Annotated in this window: 15 protein-coding genes and 1 pseudogene; 6 read left to right on the top strand and 10 right to left on the bottom strand. The window is 69.7% G+C overall.

From position 1 onward, the window contains the following. Nucleotides 1-7 precede the first annotated feature (7 nt). From FNV62_RS04250 to FNV62_RS04230, 5 genes are all read right to left on the bottom strand, one after another. Complete coding sequence (locus FNV62_RS04250; RefSeq protein ID WP_143599970.1) at nucleotides 8-1,780, bottom strand: RICIN domain-containing protein; 1,773 nt, start codon at nucleotides 1,778-1,780, stop codon at nucleotides 8-10. A gap of 52 nt (nucleotides 1,781-1,832) precedes the next feature. Beyond that, nucleotides 1,833-2,594, bottom strand: a complete 762-nt coding sequence (locus FNV62_RS04245; protein WP_143605152.1) for a carbohydrate ABC transporter permease — start codon at nucleotides 2,592-2,594, stop codon at nucleotides 1,833-1,835. A 56-nt stretch (nucleotides 2,595-2,650) separates the two neighbouring features. After that, the gene (locus FNV62_RS04240; RefSeq protein WP_143599969.1) at nucleotides 2,651-3,628 is read right to left on the bottom strand and encodes a carbohydrate ABC transporter permease; all 978 of its coding nucleotides are present in this window, start codon (nucleotides 3,626-3,628) and stop codon (nucleotides 2,651-2,653) included. A gap of 82 nt (nucleotides 3,629-3,710) precedes the next feature. After that, nucleotides 3,711-4,961 (bottom strand): extracellular solute-binding protein, encoded by a 1,251-nt coding sequence (locus FNV62_RS04235; protein ID WP_097282668.1) that lies wholly within the window; start codon nucleotides 4,959-4,961, stop codon nucleotides 3,711-3,713. Between the two features lie 112 nt (nucleotides 4,962-5,073). Next, nucleotides 5,074-7,095 carry a glycoside hydrolase family 127 protein gene (locus FNV62_RS04230; protein ID WP_143599967.1) on the bottom strand — a complete coding sequence of 674 codons (2,022 nt, stop codon included), beginning with the start codon at nucleotides 7,093-7,095 and terminating at the stop codon, nucleotides 5,074-5,076. Between the two features lie 251 nt (nucleotides 7,096-7,346). Here FNV62_RS04230 and FNV62_RS04225 point away from each other — a divergent pair, with 251 nt between their 5' ends. Then, complete coding sequence (locus FNV62_RS04225; protein WP_060895856.1) at nucleotides 7,347-8,366, top strand: LacI family DNA-binding transcriptional regulator; 1,020 nt, start codon at nucleotides 7,347-7,349, stop codon at nucleotides 8,364-8,366. 79 nt (nucleotides 8,367-8,445) lie between these two features. Here FNV62_RS04225 and FNV62_RS04220 read toward each other — a convergent pair whose 3' ends face one another. The 3 genes from FNV62_RS04220 to FNV62_RS04210 form a co-directional block, all read right to left on the bottom strand. Beyond that, nucleotides 8,446-9,045 carry a histidine phosphatase family protein gene (locus FNV62_RS04220; RefSeq protein WP_143599966.1) on the bottom strand — a complete coding sequence of 200 codons (600 nt, stop codon included), beginning with the start codon at nucleotides 9,043-9,045 and terminating at the stop codon, nucleotides 8,446-8,448. Continuing rightward, a complete protein-coding gene (locus FNV62_RS04215) occupies nucleotides 9,042-10,034 on the bottom strand; it encodes a Ppx/GppA phosphatase family protein (RefSeq protein WP_143599965.1) in 993 nt (330 codons plus the stop codon). The genes FNV62_RS04220 and FNV62_RS04215 overlap by 4 nt, the downstream gene beginning before the upstream one ends. Before the next feature lie 200 nt (nucleotides 10,035-10,234). Beyond that, nucleotides 10,235-10,654 (bottom strand): arsenate reductase ArsC, encoded by a 420-nt coding sequence (locus FNV62_RS04210; protein ID WP_143599964.1) that lies wholly within the window; start codon nucleotides 10,652-10,654, stop codon nucleotides 10,235-10,237. 120 nt (nucleotides 10,655-10,774) lie between these two features. On the opposite strand from FNV62_RS04210, the gene FNV62_RS04205 reads away from it, so the two are divergent. Beyond that, nucleotides 10,775-11,089, top strand: coding sequence for an ArsR/SmtB family transcription factor (locus tag FNV62_RS04205; protein WP_097282664.1), 315 nt, complete (start codon nucleotides 10,775-10,777; stop codon nucleotides 11,087-11,089). 64 nt (nucleotides 11,090-11,153) lie between these two features. Here FNV62_RS04205 and sbnA read toward each other — a convergent pair whose 3' ends face one another. After that, nucleotides 11,154-12,161, bottom strand: coding sequence for a 2,3-diaminopropionate biosynthesis protein SbnA (sbnA, locus tag FNV62_RS04200; protein ID WP_143599963.1), 1,008 nt, complete (start codon nucleotides 12,159-12,161; stop codon nucleotides 11,154-11,156). A 487-nt stretch (nucleotides 12,162-12,648) separates the two neighbouring features. On the opposite strand from sbnA, the gene FNV62_RS04195 reads away from it, so the two are divergent. The 3 genes and pseudogenes from FNV62_RS04195 to sbnB all read left to right on the top strand — a co-directional run bounded on the left by FNV62_RS04195 (nucleotide 12,649) and on the right by sbnB (nucleotide 19,107). Further along, nucleotides 12,649-15,300, top strand: a complete 2,652-nt coding sequence (locus FNV62_RS04195) for a Pls/PosA family non-ribosomal peptide synthetase (protein WP_375336681.1) — start codon at nucleotides 12,649-12,651, stop codon at nucleotides 15,298-15,300. A gap of 35 nt (nucleotides 15,301-15,335) precedes the next feature. After that, a pseudogene (locus FNV62_RS04190) lies at nucleotides 15,336-17,861 on the top strand (non-ribosomal peptide synthetase); the annotation flags it as partial. Nucleotides 17,862-18,072: 211 nt separating this feature from the next. Beyond that, complete coding sequence (gene sbnB, locus FNV62_RS04185) at nucleotides 18,073-19,107, top strand: 2,3-diaminopropionate biosynthesis protein SbnB (protein ID WP_097288670.1); 1,035 nt, start codon at nucleotides 18,073-18,075, stop codon at nucleotides 19,105-19,107. Nucleotides 19,108-19,167: 60 nt separating this feature from the next. Here sbnB and FNV62_RS04180 read toward each other — a convergent pair whose 3' ends face one another. Then, complete coding sequence (locus tag FNV62_RS04180; protein WP_054229379.1) at nucleotides 19,168-19,593, bottom strand: ATP-binding protein; 426 nt, start codon at nucleotides 19,591-19,593, stop codon at nucleotides 19,168-19,170. Between the two features lie 197 nt (nucleotides 19,594-19,790). Here FNV62_RS04180 and FNV62_RS04175 point away from each other — a divergent pair, with 197 nt between their 5' ends. Beyond that, nucleotides 19,791-20,555, top strand: coding sequence for an IclR family transcriptional regulator (locus FNV62_RS04175; RefSeq protein ID WP_097282661.1), 765 nt, complete (start codon nucleotides 19,791-19,793; stop codon nucleotides 20,553-20,555). The last annotated feature ends 24 nt before the right edge of the window (nucleotides 20,556-20,579 follow it).

Here is a 20,579-nt window from a genome sequence, read left to right as displayed (position 1 = left end):
CGGGCACTCAGCGCGAGGTGAGTTTCCACAGATGGTCGGCGGTGCCGTTGTCGTCCCACTGGAGGACCTGGGCGCCGGCAGAGGTGCTCATGTTGGTGACCCCGAGCAGGAGGCCGCTGTTGTAGTTGGCGATCTTGTAGGAGCCGTTGTCGGCGGGGATCAGTTGCCAGAGGTGGTCGGCGGTGCCGTTGTCGCCCCAGACCAGGGCCGTACCTCCGGCGGCGGTGCTCATGCCGTTGATGCCGAGCAGCAGACCACTGGCCTGGTTCACGATCTTGTAGAGGCCCGAACCCGCCGACACCAGCGTCCAGTTCTGGTCGGTGCCGGTGGTCGAGGTGGCCTGGACGACGGCGGTGCCCTGTGCGGTGCCCGCGTTCTGTGGGTCCAGCGCGAGCCCGCTGTTCTTGTTGCTGATCTGATAGCGCCCGGCGAGCGAGGTGGACGTCCCGCTGGGCGTGACGACCAGGTGGTAGCCGTCGGACGCGTTCATCGCGACGGGGACGGTGATGGAGCCGTTGCTGACCGGATAGTCGCTCTCGGAGATGGTGTACGGGGCGGAGACGGCCGTGGTGCGGCCCTTGGACGGGGTGTACTCCAGCTTGACGTGGACCGTGCCGCCGAAGGCGGACAGGGAGCCGAGTCCGTTGACGGTGACGGCCGTCGAACCGGTGCCTCCGCCGAAGATCACGCTGATCTGCCGGCCGTCACCGGTGAGCGAGGCGGCGCCGTCGATGCCGGTCTGCGCCGGGGGAGTGGTGGTGAGCATGTTCCCGGACATGTCGCCGTACCACTTGTAGAGCCAGTAGGAGCCGTTGGGCGATCCGCCGGTGTCGGTGAGGGTGTCGCCCAGGGTTCCGTAGTGGTTCCAGAAGGCGAGTTCCGCGTCGTGGACGCCCGCCCGCTCGAACTTGGCGACGTAACCGACGAGAGCGCCCGGTATGCCCATCTCACTCGGTGTCGCGTACTCCTCGATGGAGATCGGCCGCGGGCTGATGCCGAGGCCGCTCTCCAGGGAGCGGTAGGCGGACACGTGCGCGGCGATGTCCTTGCTGCCCTGGAGCTCGTGCCAGGCGATGACGTCCGGGACGGTGCCACTGGCCTTGGCGTCGGTGAGGAACTGGCTCATCCAGCTCTGGTTCCACGCCGAGTAACTGGGCCCCTGGATGGGAGTGGCGGTGTCCTTGACACGTACCTCCTTGTACGTCCGTGCCCAACCCGCGTCGAAAGCACCGGCGTTGGCGGTGGCCCAGGTCCAGTCGGGCTCGTTCCACAACTCGTACGCGCTGATGTTTCCGGCGCCGGAGGACTTGACCGAGGCGACCTGGGTGTCGACGGCGGACAGCCAGTCGTTCCAGCTCACCCACTTGTAGGGGAAGTCGGGGTACCAGTCGGGCATCCGGACGACGACCTTCGCACCGGCCCTGGCGGCCTTGGGGGCGACGACCAGGGAGTCTCCGGCGGGGCTCGGCTCACCGTTGGGCAACTGGTGGCCGCCGGGTGCCATCTGGACGAAGGTGTTCGGCTTCAGCGGCTGGACGAGGCTGTCGGCCGGGGTGCTCGCGTCGGCGAGGCCGTAGAGGCTGCCCGTGGCGACATGGGTGACGGACCGCAGGGTCTGGGCGGCGTTGACGACCAGGGTCGTGGACGCGGTGGGGGCCGCCTGGGCGGGCGTGCCGGTGAGGGCGGTCGCGGCGGCGGCCAGGGCCGTCGCGAGGACGGCGGCGGCCGTGCGGTCGAACGGCCTTCTGGGCGCGCGTGGTTGAGATCTCAAAACAGGCATGGGTGGCGGCTCTCCTGACGGATGAGGAGGTGGACGGGGGCTGACGTCCCGGTCAGTCCTTGACCGCGCCCGCGGTGACCCCGGCGGCCACGTACCGCTGCGCGAGGACGAGCAGGACGGCGGCGGGTACGGACGCGACGACGGCGGTGGCCATGATCGCGTTCCATTCCTGGTTGTTGTTGCCGATGTAGCGGTAGATGCCGAGGGTGATCGGGCGAAGATCGCCGCCGCCGTCGAGGGTGTTGGCGAAGACGAAGTCGGACCAGGCCCACAGGAAACTGAACAGCGAGACGGTGACCACGGCGTTACGGCTCACCGGCAGGACGACGGACCAGAAGGTGCGCCAGGTACCCGCGCCGTCGATGCGCGCGGCGGCGGTGAGCTCGTCGGGGATGCCCGACATGAACGCCGTGAAGATCATGACGCCGAAGGGCACGGCGATGGTGGAGTCCGCGATGATCAGGCCCCACCAGGAGTTCAGCAGGCCGAGGTTGAGGAAGATCCCGTAGAACCCCATCGCCATGACGATGCCGGGGATCATCTGGGCGACGAGGAGGGCGAGGCCCATGATGCCGCCGCCGCGGGGGCGGAGTTTCGCCAGTGAGTAGCCGGCCGGCGCGGCGAGGACGAGGGTGGCGGCGACCGTGCCGAGGCCGATCAGCAGACTGGTGCCGAGATAGGGCATCTGGTCGTGCAGCACGGCCCGGTAGCCCGCGAACGTGGGGTGCAGCGGGAACAGGTCGGGCGGGGACTTGCGCATGTCCTGCTGCGGGGTGAGGGACACGTTCAGCATCCAGTACACCGGGAACAGCATGATCCCGGTCAGCAGGAGTCCGACGGCGGTGTGACGGCGGGAACTCGCGGGAGACTTCACGCTTCCTGCCTCCTCTGGACGCGGATGTACAGCAGGCCGAAGACGAGGGCGATGAGGATGAGGATGTTGCCGACGGCGGCACCGGGACCGAAGTGCGGGAGCAGAGTGCCGAACGCGAGCTGGTACGACCAGGTCGCCAGCGTCGACGAGGAGTCGCCGGGACCTCCCTTGGTCATGATCCAGATCAGGTCGAACACCTTGAGCGTGTAGACCAGTCCGAGCAGCAGCGTGATCGCGGAGACCGGCCGCAGCAGGGGAAAGGTGATGCGCCGGAACTGCTGCCGACCGCTCGCCCCGTCCAGTGAGGCGGCCTCGTACAGCTCCCCGGGGATGTTCTGCAGACCGCTGTAGAGGATGACGAGGTTGAAGGGGATGCCGATCCAGACGTTGGCGATGACGACCGAGGCGAGCGCCCAGTGCGGCGAGGTCAGCCAGTCGACGGGCGGAACACCGACGAGGTGGAGGGCGTAATTGACCACGCCCGACTCGCTGTTCAGCATCCAGGACCAGGTCGACGCCGACACGATCAGCGGCAGCAGCCACGGGATGAGGAACAGCGCCCGCAGCGTGGTGGAGAGACGGAAGTGCCGGTTGAAGAAGACCGCGAGCGCCAGCCCGGCCGCGTACTGGAGCGCGATCGACACGAAGGTGAACACCATCGTGTTGCGCAGCGCGGGCCCGAAGGTCGGGTCGTTCAGAATCTGGGAGAAGTTGTCCCAGCCCGAGAACGGCGCGTCGCCCGCCACGAACGAGCGGACCGTGTAGTCACGCAGGCTCAGATCGAGGTTGCGGTAGAGCGGATAGAGGTAGAAGGCGGCGAGGTAGGCCACGAGCGGGGCGAGGAAGCCCAGCGCGGTCAGCCGGTCCCTGCCGCGCCGACGGCGTGGCGGCACGTCACGCCGGTCGGCGCCGCCCGCCGCTCCGGACACGGCCGGGGACCGCTTGGGACGGCGGTCGACTCGGGCGATGGTCATACGAACTCCTGGATGCGGGTGGCGGTGTCCGGACGCGGCCTGCGGCGCCGCGCGCTGTCGGTCCTTGCTCTGGCCGGTCGCGTCAGCCCTTGCTCTTGCCGGCCGCCGTCTGCGCGGCGTCGAGAGCCGCCTTGGGGCTCTTGCCACCGGACAGGGCCGCCTGTACGGCCGTCCACATCGGCTGCGAGATGGTGGGGTACTTCGTGCCGAGACCGCCGCTGGTACGGCCACGCGCGGCGGCCACGGCCGCCACCCATGGCTTGAGCTTCGGGTTCGCCTCGACCTGCTGGGCCTGGACCGCCGCGGTGGGTGCGACGTACGTCAGGGCGGTGTCGCTCGCCAGCAGGCTCTCCGAGCTGGTCAGACAGGTGACGATCTTCTTGCTGATGTCGTAGCGCGCGGTGTCCCGCTGCACGGGTACGGTGACGAACTCGCCGCCGGTCGGCACCGGCGCCGAACCGCCGTTCTGCCCGGGAATGCTGACGACCCCGTAGGGGAATCCGGCCTTCTCCGCGTTGGCGAGCTGCCAGGTGCCGTTCTCGCCGAAGGCGTAGTCGCCGGTGGCGAATTCCTGCCAGCTGGTGGTCTGGGTGTTGTTCAGGACGTCCTTGGGCGCGAGACCCTCGTCGACCCACTGCTTCCACAGTGACAGCGCGGCGGCGCTCTTCGGCGAGTCGAGGTGGGTGAGGTCGCCGCCCGCGCCCCAGAACCACGGCAGGAACTGGAAGCTGCCCTCCTCCGTCCCGATCGCCGAGAAGGTGATGCCCTTCTTCCCGGCCGACTTGACCTTCTTCAGGGCGGCCGTGAGCGACGCCCAGTCCTTGATGGAGGCGGGGTCGACGTGGGCCGCGGTCAGGATCTTCTTGTTGTAGTAGAGGGCGAGCGTGTTGGCGCCGATCGGTACGCCGTAGGAGGCGCCGTCGATGGTGCCCGCGCCGATGATGTTCTTCTGGATCGCGGACGTGTCCAGACCGAGGTCGTTCGTCTTGTTGAGGATCCCCGCCTCGACCAGTGTGGAGACGACCGGGTTGTCCACGAGCATCACGTCGGGCGCGTTGCCCTGCTGGGCGGCCAGCAGCGCCTTGTTGCCCAGGTCGGTGGTGTCGTAGCCGGTGCGCTTGATCTTGACGCCCGCCGAGGTACCGCACTGGGCGACGCGCTTGCCCCAGTCCGAGGAGGCGTCGAACTGCGGGTACGGGTCCCAGAAGGTGTACGTCGCCGACTTGCCGGTGGAGTCGGAGGAACCCGAACCGCCGCCCCCGCAGGCCGTGACGGAGGCGAGGGTGCCGGCGGCGACACAGGCGGCGAGGAGAGTTCTGCGGGTGTTTCGCATTGCGGTGACCTCGTTGTCATGAGTGGTCATGAGTGGTCGTGCGGGGTGACGGGGTGACGGCGTGACGGGGTGTATGCGGATGCCGGGCGGATGCCGTGGAGGGCGGCCGGCGTCAGGAGGTGGGCAGCCAGACGCGCATGCTGCCGTCCTGCCGGTTGGCCCAGGCGTAGTAGGGGATCGCGGTGAGCTCGACGGACTCGCCCGAGGGTGCGATGGCCGGGTCGGCGTCGGCGGACCGATAGGGCCACCAACCGGTGTCCGGGACCGCGCGGCGACGGCCCGTGGCGACCACGGTGGTGACACCGCCGAGCAGATCCGGCCGCTGCTTCACGGCGAGCGGGTGCGCGGTGTCGATGACGACATCGTCCAGACCGCCCCCGGGGTGGTCCACCTGCTCCAGGCAGTACACGAGCGGTCCCCGCTCGATGGCCACACAGCCGCGGACCGCGTCCACCCGGGGGTCGGCCGCGGTGAGGCGGGGCTCCAGGCCGAGTTCGAGGACGACCCGGTCGCCCGGCGCCCAGGTGCGTTCCAGGCGCAGCCAGCCGTCGGTGACGGGGGCGTCGGCCTCGTCGTACGTCCGGTCGCCGCACCGCACGCGGTACTCGTGGCACCACTGAGGGATGCGCAGGGACAGCGTCCAGGGCCGCTCGCGCGGAGTCTCCTCGACGGTCAGGGACACCGCGCCGTGCCAGGGATAGTCGGTCTCGGCGGACACGGTGACGGGCGTGCCGGCGAGGTCACCGCGGTAGTGGCCGGTGACGTACTGGTGGATCTGCAGGCCCTGGCCCCCGGCGTCGGTCGAGGAGAGGTAGTGCTCGAGTCCGGCCAGGAGTCGCATCACGTTCGGGGGGCAGCAGGCGCAGCGGAACCAGCGGGTGCGGCGGGCCGACTGGTCGCCACCCGGGTCCGTGTGGCCGTCGCGGACCTGGAGCGGATTGACGTACAACCAGCTCTCGCCGTCCAGCGAGACACCGGCGAGGAAACCGTTGTAGAGGGTGCGCTCGATCAGGTCGCTGTAGCGGGCCTCGCCGGTGAGCAGGGCCATGCGCCAGCTCCACTGGATCGAGGCGATGGCGGCGCAGGTCTCGCAGTAGGCGCGTTCGTTGGGCAGCTCGAACGGGTCGCCGAAGTCCTCCTCGTCGTGGTGCGCCCCGAGACCACCGGTCAGATGGGTCTTGGTCGTGGTCATCGCCCGCCACAACCGCTCGGCGGCGGAACGGAGTTCGGCGTCGCCCGTCTCGGTGGCCACGTCCGTCGCACCGGCCAGCAGATACAACTGACGCACGGCGTGCCCCTCGACGGTGACCGCCTCGCGCAACGGCACGCGGTCCTGGCAGTACGCCTCGCCGCCGAGCAGGCCGTGGCCGTAACGGTCGACGAAGTAGCCGGCGAGATCCAGATAGCGTCGCTCGCCGGTCTCCCGGTACAGCTCGACCAGGGCGGTCTCCACCTCCGGATGCCCGTCGACGCCGTCGATCGGCCTGCCGCTGCCGGGAAGGCCGAAGACGGAGTCGAGGTGGTCGGCGAACCGTCGTGCCACGACGAGGAGTTCGTCGCGACCGGTCGCACGGTGATGGGCCACCGCCGCCTGGATCAGATGGCCCGCGCAGTACAACTCGTGCCCCCAGCGCAGGTCCTGGTAGCGCTCACCGTTCTTGCGGACCTGGAACCAGGTGTTGAGGTAGCCGTCGGACTGCTGGGCGTCGGCGACCAGGGCGATGATCCGCTCGACTTCGGCGGCGAGTTGACGCAGGTGGGGGCTGTTCTCCTCGCCGTCGCCCGACGGCCCGCTGGGGGCGAGCTGCCAGGAGGCGGCCTCCAGCCACTTGTAGACGTCGGTGTCGACGAAGGGGTAGCCACCCTGGAACTCGCCCTGGGCCGTGCCGGCCGCCAGGCGCAGGTTGTGCAGGTTGCCCGCGGACTCCAGCAGAGCGGGGCCCTGCGGGATCGAGGTGTGCGCGTTGACCTCGCGCCGGGCGTGCCAGAAGCCGGTGCGCACCTGCGCGGCGGCGGGGCGCAGCGCGGCGGGGGCGTCCGGGCCGAGCCGGACCGGGCCCACGGGGGCAGCACCCTGTTCGGCGGCGGCCGAGACGTCGGTGCGGGAGGGCAGGGCGGAGTCTGTGCGGGGCATGGTTCTCCGAGAGGGGTGGTGGCGGGAGGGGCCGGGCTGCGGGGCAGGGCACGACGGCCCCCGTGCTCAAGAGGCGAGAGGTTCTCGGAACTCGTTTGAGCAACCGTTTTTCCTGTCGAGAAGTAGAGGGCAGCGGGGTAGTCGGGTCAAGAGTCGCGGCAAGAGATTTTTCTGTTGCCCGGTGGCTGGCACTCACCCCCGTGAGGCTGCGACGATGGACGGGTCGTTGCCATCCAGGAAAAGGTTTGCTCGTGACCGTTGCTCCAGGTTCCCGCTCCGCCGGCCCGGCGAAGCTCGCCGACGTCGCCGCCCTGGCGGGCGTCAGTGTGGGTACGGCGTCGAAGGCGCTGAACGGCGGCGGGCGGATGCGTCCCGAGACCCGCCAGCGGGTCCTTGACGCCGTCGACGCACTCGGGTTCCGGCCCAACCAGCACGCGCAGAGCCTGCACACCGGGCGGAGCTGGACGGTCGGGCTGATGACGACCGACGGCATCGGCCGCTTCAGCACCCCCGTACTGCTCGGCGCCGAGGACGCGCTCGGGGCCGGCAAGATCTCCGTGCTGCTGTGCGACACCCGCGGTGACGCGATCCGGGAACAGCACCACCTGCGCAACCTGATGGACCGCCGGGTGGACGGCATCATCGTCACCGGCCGCCGTACGGACCCCCGTCCGCCCCTGGACGGCATCGAGGCCGTCCCCATCGTCTACGCGCTCTCGCCGTCCACCGATCCGGCCGACACCTCGGTGGTCTCCGACGACCGGGGCGGGGCCGTACTGGCCGTCGAGCACCTGCTGGCCGCGGGCCGCACGCGCATCGCCCACATCACCGGCCCGGAACACCACGCGGCCGCCCGCGACCGGGCCCGGCACGCGGTCGAGCATCTGGAGCGGGCCTCCCTCGGACTCTCGACGGGGCGAGTGCACCACGGGGAGTGGAGCGAGGCGTGGGGGCGGCGCGCCGCCGACGCGGTCCTGCGCACGGCACCGGACACGGACGCCTTCTTCTGCGGCAACGACCAGATCGCCCGGGGTGTGGCGGACGCGCTGCGCGAGCGGGGCGTCAACGTGCCCGGCGACATCGCGGTCGTCGGCTACGACAACTGGGACACCATGGCCCTGGCCAGCAGGCCGCCCCTCACGACGATCGACATGGATCTCACCGAGATCGGCCGGATCGCCGCCCTGCGACTCCTCGAAGCCATCGACGCCGACCCGGCACCGGGGGTGCACACCGTCCCGTGCCGACTGATCGTCCGCGAGTCCAGCTGAAGCGATCCGAGTCGCGGCGGGTCCCCGTGATCCGATCCCACGGTCGGCCGGGCGCAGCCGTCAGGTCGCCTGCGTCAGGTCAGTGGGTGCTGCCCTGATCGCCACCCGCGGCGGGACCGAGCGGTCTCCCGAACGTCGCGTTCCAGCGTCCGGCACGACCGCTGAACTCGGTGGCGGTCAGCGGCGGTACATCGATCCGCCAGAACGCCGACTCCGGTGCCCCGAGTGCCCGAACGGCCGCGGCTCGTACGACTTCCGGCTCCACCACGGCGACGGTCCGTCCGGAGAACCCCGTGGCCTCGTCCAGCCAGGCCGCGACCCGCTCGCACAACTGGTGCACCGACTCACCGCCGTGCGGTGCGGCGGTCGGGTCCGCCAGCCAGAGGGCGACGGCGTCCGGGGCGTCGGCGCTGACGTCGCCCAGCGTACGGCCCCGCCAACCACCCACGTCGAGCCCGGCAGGCGCGCTCTCGACAGCGCCGTCGAACCCCAACGCCGACGCGGTCTCCCGGCATCGCGGAGTGGGGGATACGAGTACCCGCTGTGCTGCTGGAAGGGAGCCCGCGGCCGATCGCGCACGCGCGGCGCCGGTGGCGTCGAGCGGGCATCCGTCGTCGAAGCGCGCCTCCCGCAGCGCCGCACTGATCGCGGGAGAGATCATCATCACTCGGCTCGTCATTCGCCCACCGTCATGTCCGACTTCCCTGTCCGCCCGGGCCGGTGAGACTCCGGACCACCGGGTGTGTCGTGGAGGGCGGCGAGGTGCTCGAGCAGCAGGCCTTCGCGGGTGGACCAGGGGCAGACCTCGACCGCCTTCGCCTCGCAGGCCTCCATGAGGGCCTCGGCGACCAGAGCTCCGGCCAGGGACTGCTCGGCGCGGTGCCGGGAGATGCCGGGGAGCTTGGCGCGGCGCGCCGGATTCGCGGCGGCCAGTACCGGGACGCAGGCATGCAACTGGGACAGGGCCAGCCTCCGTTGCGAGCGGTGTGCCTTGCCCCGGGCGGCGGCGAGCCGGGCGAGCTGCTCGAAGGTCTTGGAGCAGGCCAGCACGCGGGTGCCCGGTTCCGCCCGCGGCAGATCGGGGACGGCTTCCAGCTTTCGACGCAGATACCGACGGATCTCGGTGAGACCCTGTTTGGACGGGGCGATGCCGCCGGGCAGCCAGTCCCGGGTGATTCTGCGGGCGCCCAGGGGCAGGGAATGGACGCTGTTCGGCTGGTCTCCGGTACCCGAGGCGATCTCCACGGTGCCGCCGCCGACGTCCAGGACCAGCAGTCGGCCGGCCGCCGGGCCGACCCACTGGCGGGCGGCCACGTAGGCGAGCCGCGCTTCCTCTTCGCCGTCCAGCACGCTCAGTTGGGTGCCGGTTCTGCGCGCCACGCGCCTGATGACCTCGTCGCGGTTGGGTGCGTCCCGGATGACGGAGGTGGCGAACGCGAACATGTCGGTGCCGCGCAGCCGGGGGTCGGAGGCGATCGCCTGGGCGACGGCGCGCTCGACGCTCTCCACCCCGGCGTCGTCGAGTCGGCCCTTGCGGTCGAGCGTCTCGTGCAGTCGCAGCCGCACCTTGTGGGAGAACACCGGCTCCATCACATGGCCCGGCCGCGATCGCACCACCGTGAGCAGAGCGCTGTGGCACCCGACGTCGAGTACACCGGCCTGCCGCATCCCATCGCCTCCCCTGGTCTCGTTTCCTCCATGTCGGAACGGATCGACTGCGTCTCCCCGTCGTCCGACGGCCCCGTCACCGACGCGCCGGGACTTCCGGTTCACTGCGTGCACGTTCCCTCACCAACCGTGTACCCTACGTCCCGCTCGTATGAGAGGGAGCCGCGGTCTACGCGAACCTGGAGGGAGGGCCGACGGCCTCACGCCTCCGGCCGGACATCGATCTCGCTGATCAGGTTCTCGACACGGGCCTTGATCTCGTCCCGGATGGGGCGCACGGACTCCACACCCTTGCCTGCCGGGTCCTCCAGGGCCCAGTCGAGGTACTTCTTGCCGGGGAAGACCGGGCAGGCGTCGCCGCATCCCATGGTGATCACGTAGTCGGACGCCTGGACGGCCTCGGTGGTGAGGAGCTTCGGCTGTCGGCGGGCGATGTCGACGCCGACCTCCCGCATGGCCTCGACCGCGGCCGGGTTGACCTGCTCGCCCGGGATCGAACCGGCCGAGCGGACCTCGATCCGGTCGCCCGCGAGATGCGAAAGGAAGCCGGCCGCCATCTGTGAACGCCCGGCGTTGTGCACACAGACGAACAGCACGGAGGCGAGCGGAGTGGCAGACATCGGTACTTCTTTCGCGGTCAACGGGTCGTGCGGGGGTGAGTGTCGGCCCGGAGGGCGTGAACCCTGGTCGGTGTCGGCCGGAACTCGTATCAGCCTCGAGTGATGTGACAGTATCAGTCCATGCTGACGTCAGCCGATGCTGATCTGATGCGGGTCCTGGCCGACCCCCTCAGACTCCGGATCGTGACCCTCCTCGCCCGGGAGACGCTCTGCACCACGCACTTGATCGAGGAGACGGGCGCCAAGCAGACCAACCTCTCCAACCACCTGAAGGTGCTGCGCGAGTCCGGGATCGTGGAGACGGAGCCGTGCGGCCGGTTCGTCTACTACCGGCTCAGGCCCGAGGCTCTCGCCGCCCTCGCCGGTCGATTCGCCGACTTCGCCGCAACCGCGCGCACCACCGCCGAGAACGACACCAAGCGGTCCTGCCCCTGACTTTCCGTCAGTTTCCTTCCCCCGGTTCTCTTCCCCGGTTGCGGGGCGCTGAACGGACACGGGGTCAGGCCGCCCGGGACGTGCCGGTCAACGCCTGGGACGTGCCGGTCAACGCCTGGGAGTCGACGGCGTCCTCGCCGTACAGGTCCCGCACCCAGTTGGTCTGGTAGATGGTCTCCAGATACCGCTCACCCAGATCCGGGGCGATGGCCACCGCGGTCAACTCCCGCCCCTCGTGCCGGGCCAGCCAGTCCATCGCGCCGCTGACCACCGTGCCGGTGGACCCTCCGAACAGAAACCCGCGCCCGGCCAGCCGGTGACAGGCCCGGATGGTGTCGGTCTCCGCCACGCGCACCACGTCGTCCACATACGACTCGTCCAGCATCGGCGGGCGTCTGCCGGCGCCCAGGCCGGGAATCATCCGCCGACCGGCGTCGCCCCCGAACGTCACGGAGCCCACGCTGTCCACGGCCACGACGCGCACCGGGCGGTGCCACTCGCGGAAGTAACGCGCGCAGCCCATCAGGGTCCCGGTCGTGCCGGCCCCGACGAACAGGACGTCCAGGTCCGGGAACTGCCGGGCGATGGCCGGTGCGGTCCTGCGGTAGTGGGCCATGCCGTTGTTGGGGTTGGTGTACTGGTTGAGCCACACATAGCGGTCCTCGGAGGCGCACAGCGCGCGGACGTGGTCGATGCGCGCGCCGAGGAAGCCGCTGACGGGGTCGGGTTCGGTGATGACATGGACCTGGCCTCCCAGGGCCTCCATCATCAGCCGGGTCGCCAGGTTGCAGCGGGAGTCGGTCACGCACAGGAACGGGTAGCCCTTGGTGGCAGCGATCATGCTCAGAGCCACGCCCAGGTTGCCCGAGGACGACTCGACCAGAACCGAGCCCGGCCTCAGCAGGCCGTCGCGTTCGGCGGCCTCGACCATTTCGGCGGCGGCCTTGAGTTTGATCGAACCGGCGAAATTGAAGCCCTCGCACTTGAGGAACAGCGAGTGCCCGAATATTCCCTCGAGGTCGACGAAGAGATCGTCCTCGTTGAAGTCCTGGGGGACGGATATGACGGGCATGGTCGTCTCCTTCACTGCGGGGGTGGGATAGTCATCCGGTCTTCCTGCCGCTGGTCCGTCCGGGTGTGGCGTGGAGAGGAATTCGGAGCGGCGGGTCGCGAGTCGCCGGAACGACTCCAGTACGCCCGAATCCAGGCCCCCTGTCATGCCACCGAAATTCGGGACTTGACACGCGCTGTCTGCGTGCAAAAGCAGTCGTGACCGGGCCGGGCGGGGCCGTTCAGCGCAATTCCCGGGTGGTTTTCCCGCGGGTCGAACGGGTCTGTGTGAGGCGTGGTCGTATGCCTGCGCGACGCGCACGGAAAGCACGGGATCGCGGGGCGACGACGGGCAAAATGGCCGGACTATCAAGACCCATGCGCTTCGTCAAGCCCCGAAATTCAGGGGCAGGACACGAAGCCCTCGGCCGGGCCTACTGGAGAGGCGCGGACATCACGAATCCGTCCGTACCGACCGACGCCGAATGAAACGTCATCGAGGAGCTCACGTGCTAGAGAAATCCGTGGAGGTCTTGACGGCCGAACCGGCTGACATCCCACCCCTCCAGGACAGCGGGGACGCCGATGCGGCGACCGACACCGAAAGGCTTCTGGCCGACGTGCTGGCCGGGGTCGTCCGCGTCGAGCAGATCCCGGTCGACAGCCACTTCTTCAACGACCTGGGTGCCGATTCCCTGGTGATGGCCCAGTTCTGCGCGCGCGTCAGGAAGCGGGGGGACATGCCGGCGGTGTCGATGAAGGACATCTACCGGCACCCCACCATCCGGAGCCTGGCCACCGCGCTCGTCGATGCCGCTCCCGCTCCCGCCCCCGTCGCCGCCCCCGTCGCCGCCCCCGTCCCGTCCCCGTCCGCGGAGGCGCCGTCACCGGCACGGACACCGACCGACGTACGGGCATCGGCAGAGGGGACGGCCCGGGCCGAGGCGCAGGCGGCGGCTCGTACACGGCGCTACATCGTCTGTGGAGTGCTGCAGTTCCTGATCTTCCTGGGCTATTCCTGCCTGGTCGCCCTGGCCGTCGAGGAAGGTCATGAGTGGATCTCCGCGGGATCAGGCCTGTTCGACCTCTATCTGCGGTCCGTCCTGCTCGCCGGCGCGGGCTTCCTCGGCCTGTGCGCGCTTCCGATCGTGGTGAAGTGGACGCTCGTCGGCCGCTGGCGGTCCGGGGAGTTCCCCCTGTGGGGTATGGCCTATGTGCGTTTCTGGGTCGTCAAGACGTTGATCCGCACCAGCCCCGTGCGTCTGTTCGCCGGTTCACCGCTCTACGTGCTCTACCTCAGGGCGCTCGGGGCACGGATCGGCAAGGGCGTCACGATCCTCTCCCACACGATCCCGGTCTGCACCGACCTGCTCACCGTCGGCGAGGGCACGATCATCCGCAAGGACGTGCTGCTGTCCTGCTACCGCGCCCACGCCGGCGTGATCCAGACCGGTCCGGTCACTCTCGGCAGCAACGTGCTCGTCAGCGAGCACACGGTCCTGGACATCGAGACCTCGATGGGCGACGGCGCCCAGCTGGGTCACGCCTCCTCCCTGCACACCGGCCAGGTGGTGCCCGCCGGCGAACGCCGACACGGCTCCCCCGCGCAGCCGACCGAGGTGGACTACCGGAGGGTCGCCCCCGCCGACTGCCCCACCTCCAAAAGGACCGTGTACAGCGTTGTACAGCTGCTGAGCCTGCTGGCGGTGTACCTGCCGCTGGCGCTGGGCGGCGTGACCGCCCTGCTCACGGGTCTTCCGCAGCTTCAGACGCTCCTGAACCCGCAGCCGATGGCCAGCCCGGCGTTCTACGTCGATGCCCTGATCGCCTCCGTGGTCCTCCTGTTCGGATCCCTGCTCGCCGGCCTCCTCGTCGTGGGCACCGTGCCGCGTCTTCTGAGCCGGGCCGTCCAACCCGGCAAGGTCTATCCGCTGTACGGCTTCCACTACGGCATTCAGCGGGCGATCGCGGTGATGACCAACAGGAAGTCCCTCACCACCCTCTTCGGCGACAGTTCCGGCATCGTCCACTACCTGCGCTACCTCGGATACGACCTGTCCCGCGTCGAGCAGACCGGATCGAACTTCGGCACCGAAGTGCAGCACGAGAACCCGTACCTGAGCTCGGTCGGCACCGGCACCATGATCGCCGACGGACTGTCCATCATGAACGCCGACTTCTCCAGCACGTCCTTCCGTGTGTCCCGCACGTCGATCGGGCCGCACAACTTCCTCGGAAACCGCATCGCCTACCCCGCGCAGGGCAGGACCGGAGACAACTGTCTGCTCGCGACGAAGGTCATGGTCCCCATCGACGGACCCGTGCGCGAAGGCGTGGGCCTGCTGGGCTCACCCAGCTTCGAGATCCCGCGCACGGTGATGCGCGACAACCGGTTCAACCACCTCGAGACCGGCGACGAACTGCTCCGCCGCCTGGCCGCCAAGAACAGGCACAACGCGGCGACCGCCGGCCTGTACCTGCTCGCGCGACTGATCCACTTGTTCGTGATCACCCTCATCACCATGGGCGCGGTCGACCTCTACCCCTCGTTCGGCGCACCGGCGATCGCACTGGCCAGCGTCCTCACCCTCACGTACACCGTCGTCCACTTCGCGCTCGTCGAGCGGGCCTCCACCGGATTCAAGCCCCAGAAGCCGCTGTACTGCTCGATCTACGAACCCTCCTTCTGGCGCCACGAACGCTTCTGGAAGATGGCCTCGGTCCACTACATCCAGGCCTTCGACGGCACCCCGTTCAAGAACGTGATCTGGCGGCTGCTGGGCGCCCGGATCGGCAAGCGGGTCTTCGACGACGGCTGCTTCTTCCCGGAGCGCACCCTCGTCACCATCGGCGACGACAGCACGCTGAACGCGGGCACCGTGGTCCAGTGCCACTCGCAGGAGGACGGCGCCTTCAAGTCCGACCGCAGCGCCCTCGGCAACGGCTGCACCCTCGGCGTCGGCGCCTTCGTCCACTACGGCGTGACCATCGCGGACGGCGCCGCGCTGGCCCCCGACTCCTTCCTCATGAAGGGCGAGGAGATCCCCTCGCACGCCCAATGGGGAGGCAACCCTGCCCGGGACATGCCGGACCACAAGACCCAGGTCGAGGCCGGTAAGGAACCCCACACCAGCCAGTCCGCCCCGGCTCGCGGCCTCTGACACCGCGCGCCGCCGACAAGCAGAGGAAAGACCCGATGGACACGCATGTGAGTCCCGGCCGGACCGCCCGCGCATACTGGCGCGGCGCACTGACAGCCGGGGGCTTCACCCCCGCCCCACGCTGGACCCTTCAGCCCGTGCCCGGCGTGGGGGAGTACGAGACACCGGTCCCCGAGGACACCGTGACCGGGCTGCGCCGACTGGCGGCGGAGCTGGCGGTACCACCGGCCTCGCTCCTGCTGACCGCGCACGCCAAGGTTGTCGCGGCACTGTCCGGAGAGCGGGAGATCACCACCGGCTACGTCGCCCGGGGCGGCAGCCCGCTCCTGTGCCGGCTCACCACCGCACCCGCCTCCTGGCGCGAGTTGCTGCACCACGTCCATCAGGTCGCCACCGAACTGCCGGCGCACCAGGACGTCCCGGCCGAGGACATCGAGGCTCTGAAGAGCGAACTGGGCCTGACCGGGCCGCTGTTCGAGACGGTCCTCGACCTCACCGAGACCGTCTTCGAGCCCACCGAGTCCGTCCTCGATGCCGCCGCGATCGACGGAGCCCTCACCGAGGACACCGCACTGCGGGTGGGCATCCGTCACCGAGACGGGCGGCTCGTACTGCGGCTGCGCTACCGCACCGACGCGCTGGACGCCGACAGCGCCGCCCGTATCGCCGGCTACCACCTGACCGCGCTCGCGCTGATCACCGCCGACCCCGATGCCGAGCACACGCACCAGAGCCTGCTGTCCGCCGAGGAATTGCGGTTCCAGCTCGACCAACTGGCTGGACCGGTCCGGGAGCTGCCCGATGCGCGGATGCACGAGCTGTTCGAGGAGCGGGTGCGCAAGCATCCGGACGCCGTCGCGGCCGTGCACGCCGACCGGCAGTGGACGTACGCGGAACTCAACGCCCGGGCCAACCGGCTCGCCCGCGCCCTGGTAGCTCGTGGGCTCGCCCGCGAAAGCGTGGTCGCGGTGGTGACCGAACGCAATCTGGACTGGCTGGCCGCCGTCATCGCGGTCTTCAAGGCCGGAGGCGCCTACCTCCCCATCGAGCCGCACTTCCCGGCCGCACGCATCGCCGCCACCCTCTCCCGCGCCGCATGCACGCTGGTGCTGACCGAACCCGGCAGCACCACCACCCTCGACCGGGCCCTCGACTCCCTTCCGGGAACCGAGCGGCTCCTCGTCGACACGGCCTACGCGGAAGGCCACCCCGACGGTGATCTCGGCATCCCGGTCACGCCGGACCAACTCGCCTACATCTACTTCACCTCCGGCTCCACCGGTGAGTCGAAGGGCGCGATGTGCGAGCACGCGGGGATGCTCAACCACCTCTACGCCAAGATCGACGACCTCCAGGTCGGCGAGGGACACGTGGTCGCCCAGACCGCGCCCCAGTGCTTCGACATCTCCCTGTGGCAGTTGGTCTGCGCGCTGCTGGTCGGCGGGCGGACCCTGCTGGTCGCACAGGACGTCATCCTCGACGTACCCCGCTTCCTCGACACCCTCATCGACGGCGAGGTCACCGTCCTCCAGGTCGTGCCCTCCTACCTCGAAGCCGTCCTGACGGAGCTCGAACAGCGCCCCCGCCCGCTGCCGGACCTGCGATGCGTGTCGGTCACCGGCGAGGCGCTGAAGAAGGAGCTCACGGAGCGCTGGTTCGCCGTCCAGCCCGGGATCAAGCTGGTCAACGCCTACGGGCTGACCGAGACCTCGGACGACACCAACCACGAGGTCATGGACCGGGCGCCGGACCGCATCCTGCTCGGCCGCGCGGTCAACAACGTACGCGTCTACGTCGTCGACGAACACCTCACCCCGGTGCCGCTCGGCGCCCCGGGTTTGATCGCGTTCTCCGGGGTCTGCGTCGGCCGCGGCTACATCAACGACCCCGAACTCACCCGGGCCTCCTATCTGGTCGATCCGCACCGCGAAGGCACACGGCTGTACCTCGGCGGCGACCACGGCCGCTGGCACCCTTCGGGCAAGCTGGAGTTCCTCGGCCGCCGCGACGCCCAGGTCAAGATCCGCGGCTTCCGGATCGAGATCGGCGAGATCGAGAACACCCTGCTTCGTGTCCCCGGTGTCCGCGACGGCGCGGTGGTGACGGTCGAACGCGCCGACCGGAGCAAGCACCTGGTCGCCTTCTACTCCGGCCCGAAGCCCCTGGACACGGGGACCCTCAGCGACCGGCTCGCCGAGTCGCTGCCCGAGTACATGGTCCCGTCGGCCTTCCACTGGCGCGAAAGCCTGCCGCTGACCGCGAACAGCAAGATCGACAAGAAGGCCCTGGCGGCACTCGCCGAAGCGCCCGCCACCACCGACGACGAGCACCAGCCGCCGGTCACCTCGACCGAGCAGCGCCTGGCGGCCGCCTGGGCGAAGGTCCTCGGCGTCCCGCAGGACCGGATCGGACGCCGCGACCACTTCTTCGACCGCGGCGGCACCTCCCTCTCGGCGGTGAAGCTCGCCATCGCCCTGGACCGTGCGGTGTCCCTCAAGGACGTCACCGCACACCCGGTCCTCACCGACCTCGCCGCGCTGGTCGACCACGGACCCCAACGCCACACGACCCCACCACCGGCCTCCGCCTGACCGGCATCGAAAGGACCTGACCGACATCGAAAGGATCAGCACCATGCCGTACGCGACCCCGGCGCCCCTCCTCGAGGTGGGTTCTCGCCACGGCCGAGCCGCTGCGCCGGGCCGCGTGGCCGCCGACCGGCGAGGTGAGCGCCGTACGACCCCCGTCCGTTCCCTCGCACTGGAGCCCGTCATGTCCCAGCCACACCTCGTGCCGACCTTCGCAGTGATCTCCGGCGCCCAGGTCCAGCACGCCCTTCAGGACCGGGAGAAGCAGATCGTGGACCTCGTCGAGGCCACCTATCACCTGCACGCCGCCGGAGAGTCGGTCAACCCCCCGTCCTACTTCCTGCGCTTTCCCGACCGGCCCACCGCCCGGATCATCGCGCTGCCCGCCTCGATCGGCGGACCGGCGCCGGTGGACGGCGTCAAATGGATCTCCAGCTTTCCCGACAACGTCCAGGCCGGCATCCCCAGGGCCTCCGCGGTACTGATCCTCAACGACCACGACACGGGCTACCCCTTCGCCTGCCTGGAAAGCTCCATCATCAGCGCCACCAGAACCGCCGCGTCGGCGGCGCTGGCCGCCGACCACCTCACCCGCAACCGGCTGCGCCCCACCCGCATCGGGTTCTTCGGCACGGGCCTGATCGCCCGCTACATCCACACCTTCCTGACCGCCCTGGGATGGTCCTTCGAGGAGACCGGCGTCCACGACCTGTCCGGCGACAGCGCCGCAGGTTTCCGCGACCACGTCCAACAGAGCGACGCCACGGGACAGGTCACCGTGCACGAGACTGCCGAGGCGGTCATCCGCTCCAGCGACCTCGTCGTCTTCGCCACCATCGCGGGCGAGCCGCACATCGGCGACCCGGCCTGGTTCGACCACAACCCCCTGGTCCTGCATGTGTCCCTGCGCGACCTCGCACCCGAGGTCATCCTCGCCTCGGCGAACATCGTCGACGACGTGGATCACTGCCTCAAGGCCGGCACGTCCCCCCATCTGGCCGAGCAGCTCACCGGCAACCGTGACTTCCTGCACGGAACACTCGCCGACGTCATGACCGGCCGAGTGACACCGCCCACCGACCGGCCCCTGGTGTTCTCACCCTTCGGACTCGGTGTGCTCGACCTCGCCGTCGGCGCATACGTCTACAACGAGACCGCCCGCTCCGGGCACCTCCACGTCATCGAGGATTTCTTCCACGACCTGCGCCGACACGGCTGATCGGCAGAGCTCGTTTCATACGGAGTGAGACATGGGTTCTCCCCAACGAGAGGTTCGCTCTCAGGGTGCGACGAGATCGGCCCAGCGAGTGATCCCGCCGGAGTGGACACGTATGCCGTGCCGAGCCGCCAGCGCGTGGACGATCTCCTGGCCCCGGCCGTGCTCGTCCGGATCGATTCCCGGGGGCGACTGTCCGGCCGGAAGCTTGGATCCCGCGTCGGTGACTTCGACGCGCAGCGTGCTGAGCCCCTCGGCCCGTACCCAGGACAGCCGCAGCTCCGCCGGGGGCAGGGCGTGGACGATCGCGTTCGTGAGCAGCTCCGACACCACCAGGAGACAGTCCTCGGCGATCTCGCAGGACACGTTCCAGTCGGCGAGGACCGCCTTCACCCGTCGGCGTGCGGCCGAGACGACCTCGGCGACGTGGGGCAGCGGACCGACGTGTTCGACCGCCTCCCGAAGCATCGTATTGAGCTGTGCCGCCATGTCTTCTCCTCCGGAGCGCTGTCGGCGGGTTGCCGAGCCTCAGCGCGCGTTGCCGGGCCTCAGTGAACGGTAGGAAGCGAAGTGGGGCCGGTCAATGAACGGCGGTCGCCATTACCGAACGCTCACCTTCGCCGGGGGTGAACCGACGGTGGCCTGCACGTAAAGCGAACCCTCCGTGACGGTACTAGGCTCGCCTCATGGCCGGCCCAGTCCAGTCGATCGAACGGGCGGCGGCGATCTTGCGTCTGCTCGCCGGTGGGCCCCGTCGACTCGGGCTCGGCGAGGTGGCGGCCTCGCTCGGGCTGGCGAAGGGCACGGCGCACGGCATTCTCCGCACCCTCCAGCACGTGGATTTCGTGGAGCAGGACGCGTCGACGGGAAAGTACCAGCTCGGCGCGGCGCTGCTGCACCTCGGCACGAGCTACCTCGACATCAATGAGCTGCGGTCGCGCTCCATCAACTGGGCCGATGCCCTGGCCGCCCGTAGTGGGGAAGCGGTCCGCCTGGGCACCCCCTTCGAGGGCCAGGTCCTCGTGATCCATCACGTGTTCCGGCCGGACGACACCCTCCAGACCCTGGACGTGGGTTCACTGCTGCCTCTGCACGCCTCCTCGCTCGGCAAGGTGCTGCTGGCGTACGGAACCGCGTCCCTGGAGTCGGCCTCGGAAGCCGGGCTGGAGGCCTATACCCGGCACACCCTGGTCGCACGGGAGAAACTCACCCGCGCGCTCGCCGAGGTCCGGGAAGTCGGCTGGGCCGCGGAGATCCAGGAAATGAGCATGGGGGAGGCCGGTATCGCCTCGCCGATCCGGGGGCACGGCGGCCTCGTCGTGGGCGCCGTCGGCCTCTCCGGCCCGGTCGAGAGGATCTGCGACAGCCACGGCCGTCCCCGGCCGAACCTGATCACCCTGCTCCGCGAGGCCGCACGGGCGATCTCCAGAGATCTGGGAGCAGCACGCTAGGAGAACCCCGCCTCCTCGACACAT

Source organism: Streptomyces sp. RLB3-17 (genome assembly GCF_007113425.2).
Classification (GTDB): domain Bacteria; phylum Actinomycetota; class Actinomycetes; order Streptomycetales; family Streptomycetaceae; genus Streptomyces; species Streptomyces mirabilis_D.
This window is presented reverse-complemented; position numbering and strand designations above follow the sequence as displayed.

Coding starts and splice junctions, on each gene's coding strand:
- FNV62_RS04250 (WP_143599970.1), bottom strand. CDS start 1,780: ATGCCTGTTTTGAGATCTCAACCACGCGCGCCCAGAAGGCCGTTCGAC.
- FNV62_RS04245 (WP_143605152.1), bottom strand. CDS start 2,594: ATGCTGTTCCCGGTGTACTGGATGCTGAACGTGTCCCTCACCCCGCAG.
- FNV62_RS04240 (WP_143599969.1), bottom strand. CDS start 3,628: ATGACCATCGCCCGAGTCGACCGCCGTCCCAAGCGGTCCCCGGCCGTG.
- FNV62_RS04235 (WP_097282668.1), bottom strand. CDS start 4,961: ATGCGAAACACCCGCAGAACTCTCCTCGCCGCCTGTGTCGCCGCCGGC.
- FNV62_RS04230 (WP_143599967.1), bottom strand. CDS start 7,095: ATGCCCCGCACAGACTCCGCCCTGCCCTCCCGCACCGACGTCTCGGCC.
- FNV62_RS04220 (WP_143599966.1), bottom strand. CDS start 9,045: ATGACGAGCCGAGTGATGATGATCTCTCCCGCGATCAGTGCGGCGCTG.
- FNV62_RS04215 (WP_143599965.1), bottom strand. CDS start 10,034: ATGCGGCAGGCCGGTGTACTCGACGTCGGGTGCCACAGCGCTCTGCTC.
- FNV62_RS04210 (WP_143599964.1), bottom strand. CDS start 10,654: ATGTCTGCCACTCCGCTCGCCTCCGTGCTGTTCGTCTGTGTGCACAAC.
- FNV62_RS04205 (WP_097282664.1), top strand. CDS start 10,775: ATGCTGACGTCAGCCGATGCTGATCTGATGCGGGTCCTGGCCGACCCC.
- sbnA (WP_143599963.1), bottom strand. CDS start 12,161: ATGCCCGTCATATCCGTCCCCCAGGACTTCAACGAGGACGATCTCTTC.
- sbnB (WP_097288670.1), top strand. CDS start 18,073: ATGTCCCAGCCACACCTCGTGCCGACCTTCGCAGTGATCTCCGGCGCC.
- FNV62_RS04180 (WP_054229379.1), bottom strand. CDS start 19,593: ATGGCGGCACAGCTCAATACGATGCTTCGGGAGGCGGTCGAACACGTC.
- FNV62_RS04175 (WP_097282661.1), top strand. CDS start 19,791: ATGGCCGGCCCAGTCCAGTCGATCGAACGGGCGGCGGCGATCTTGCGT.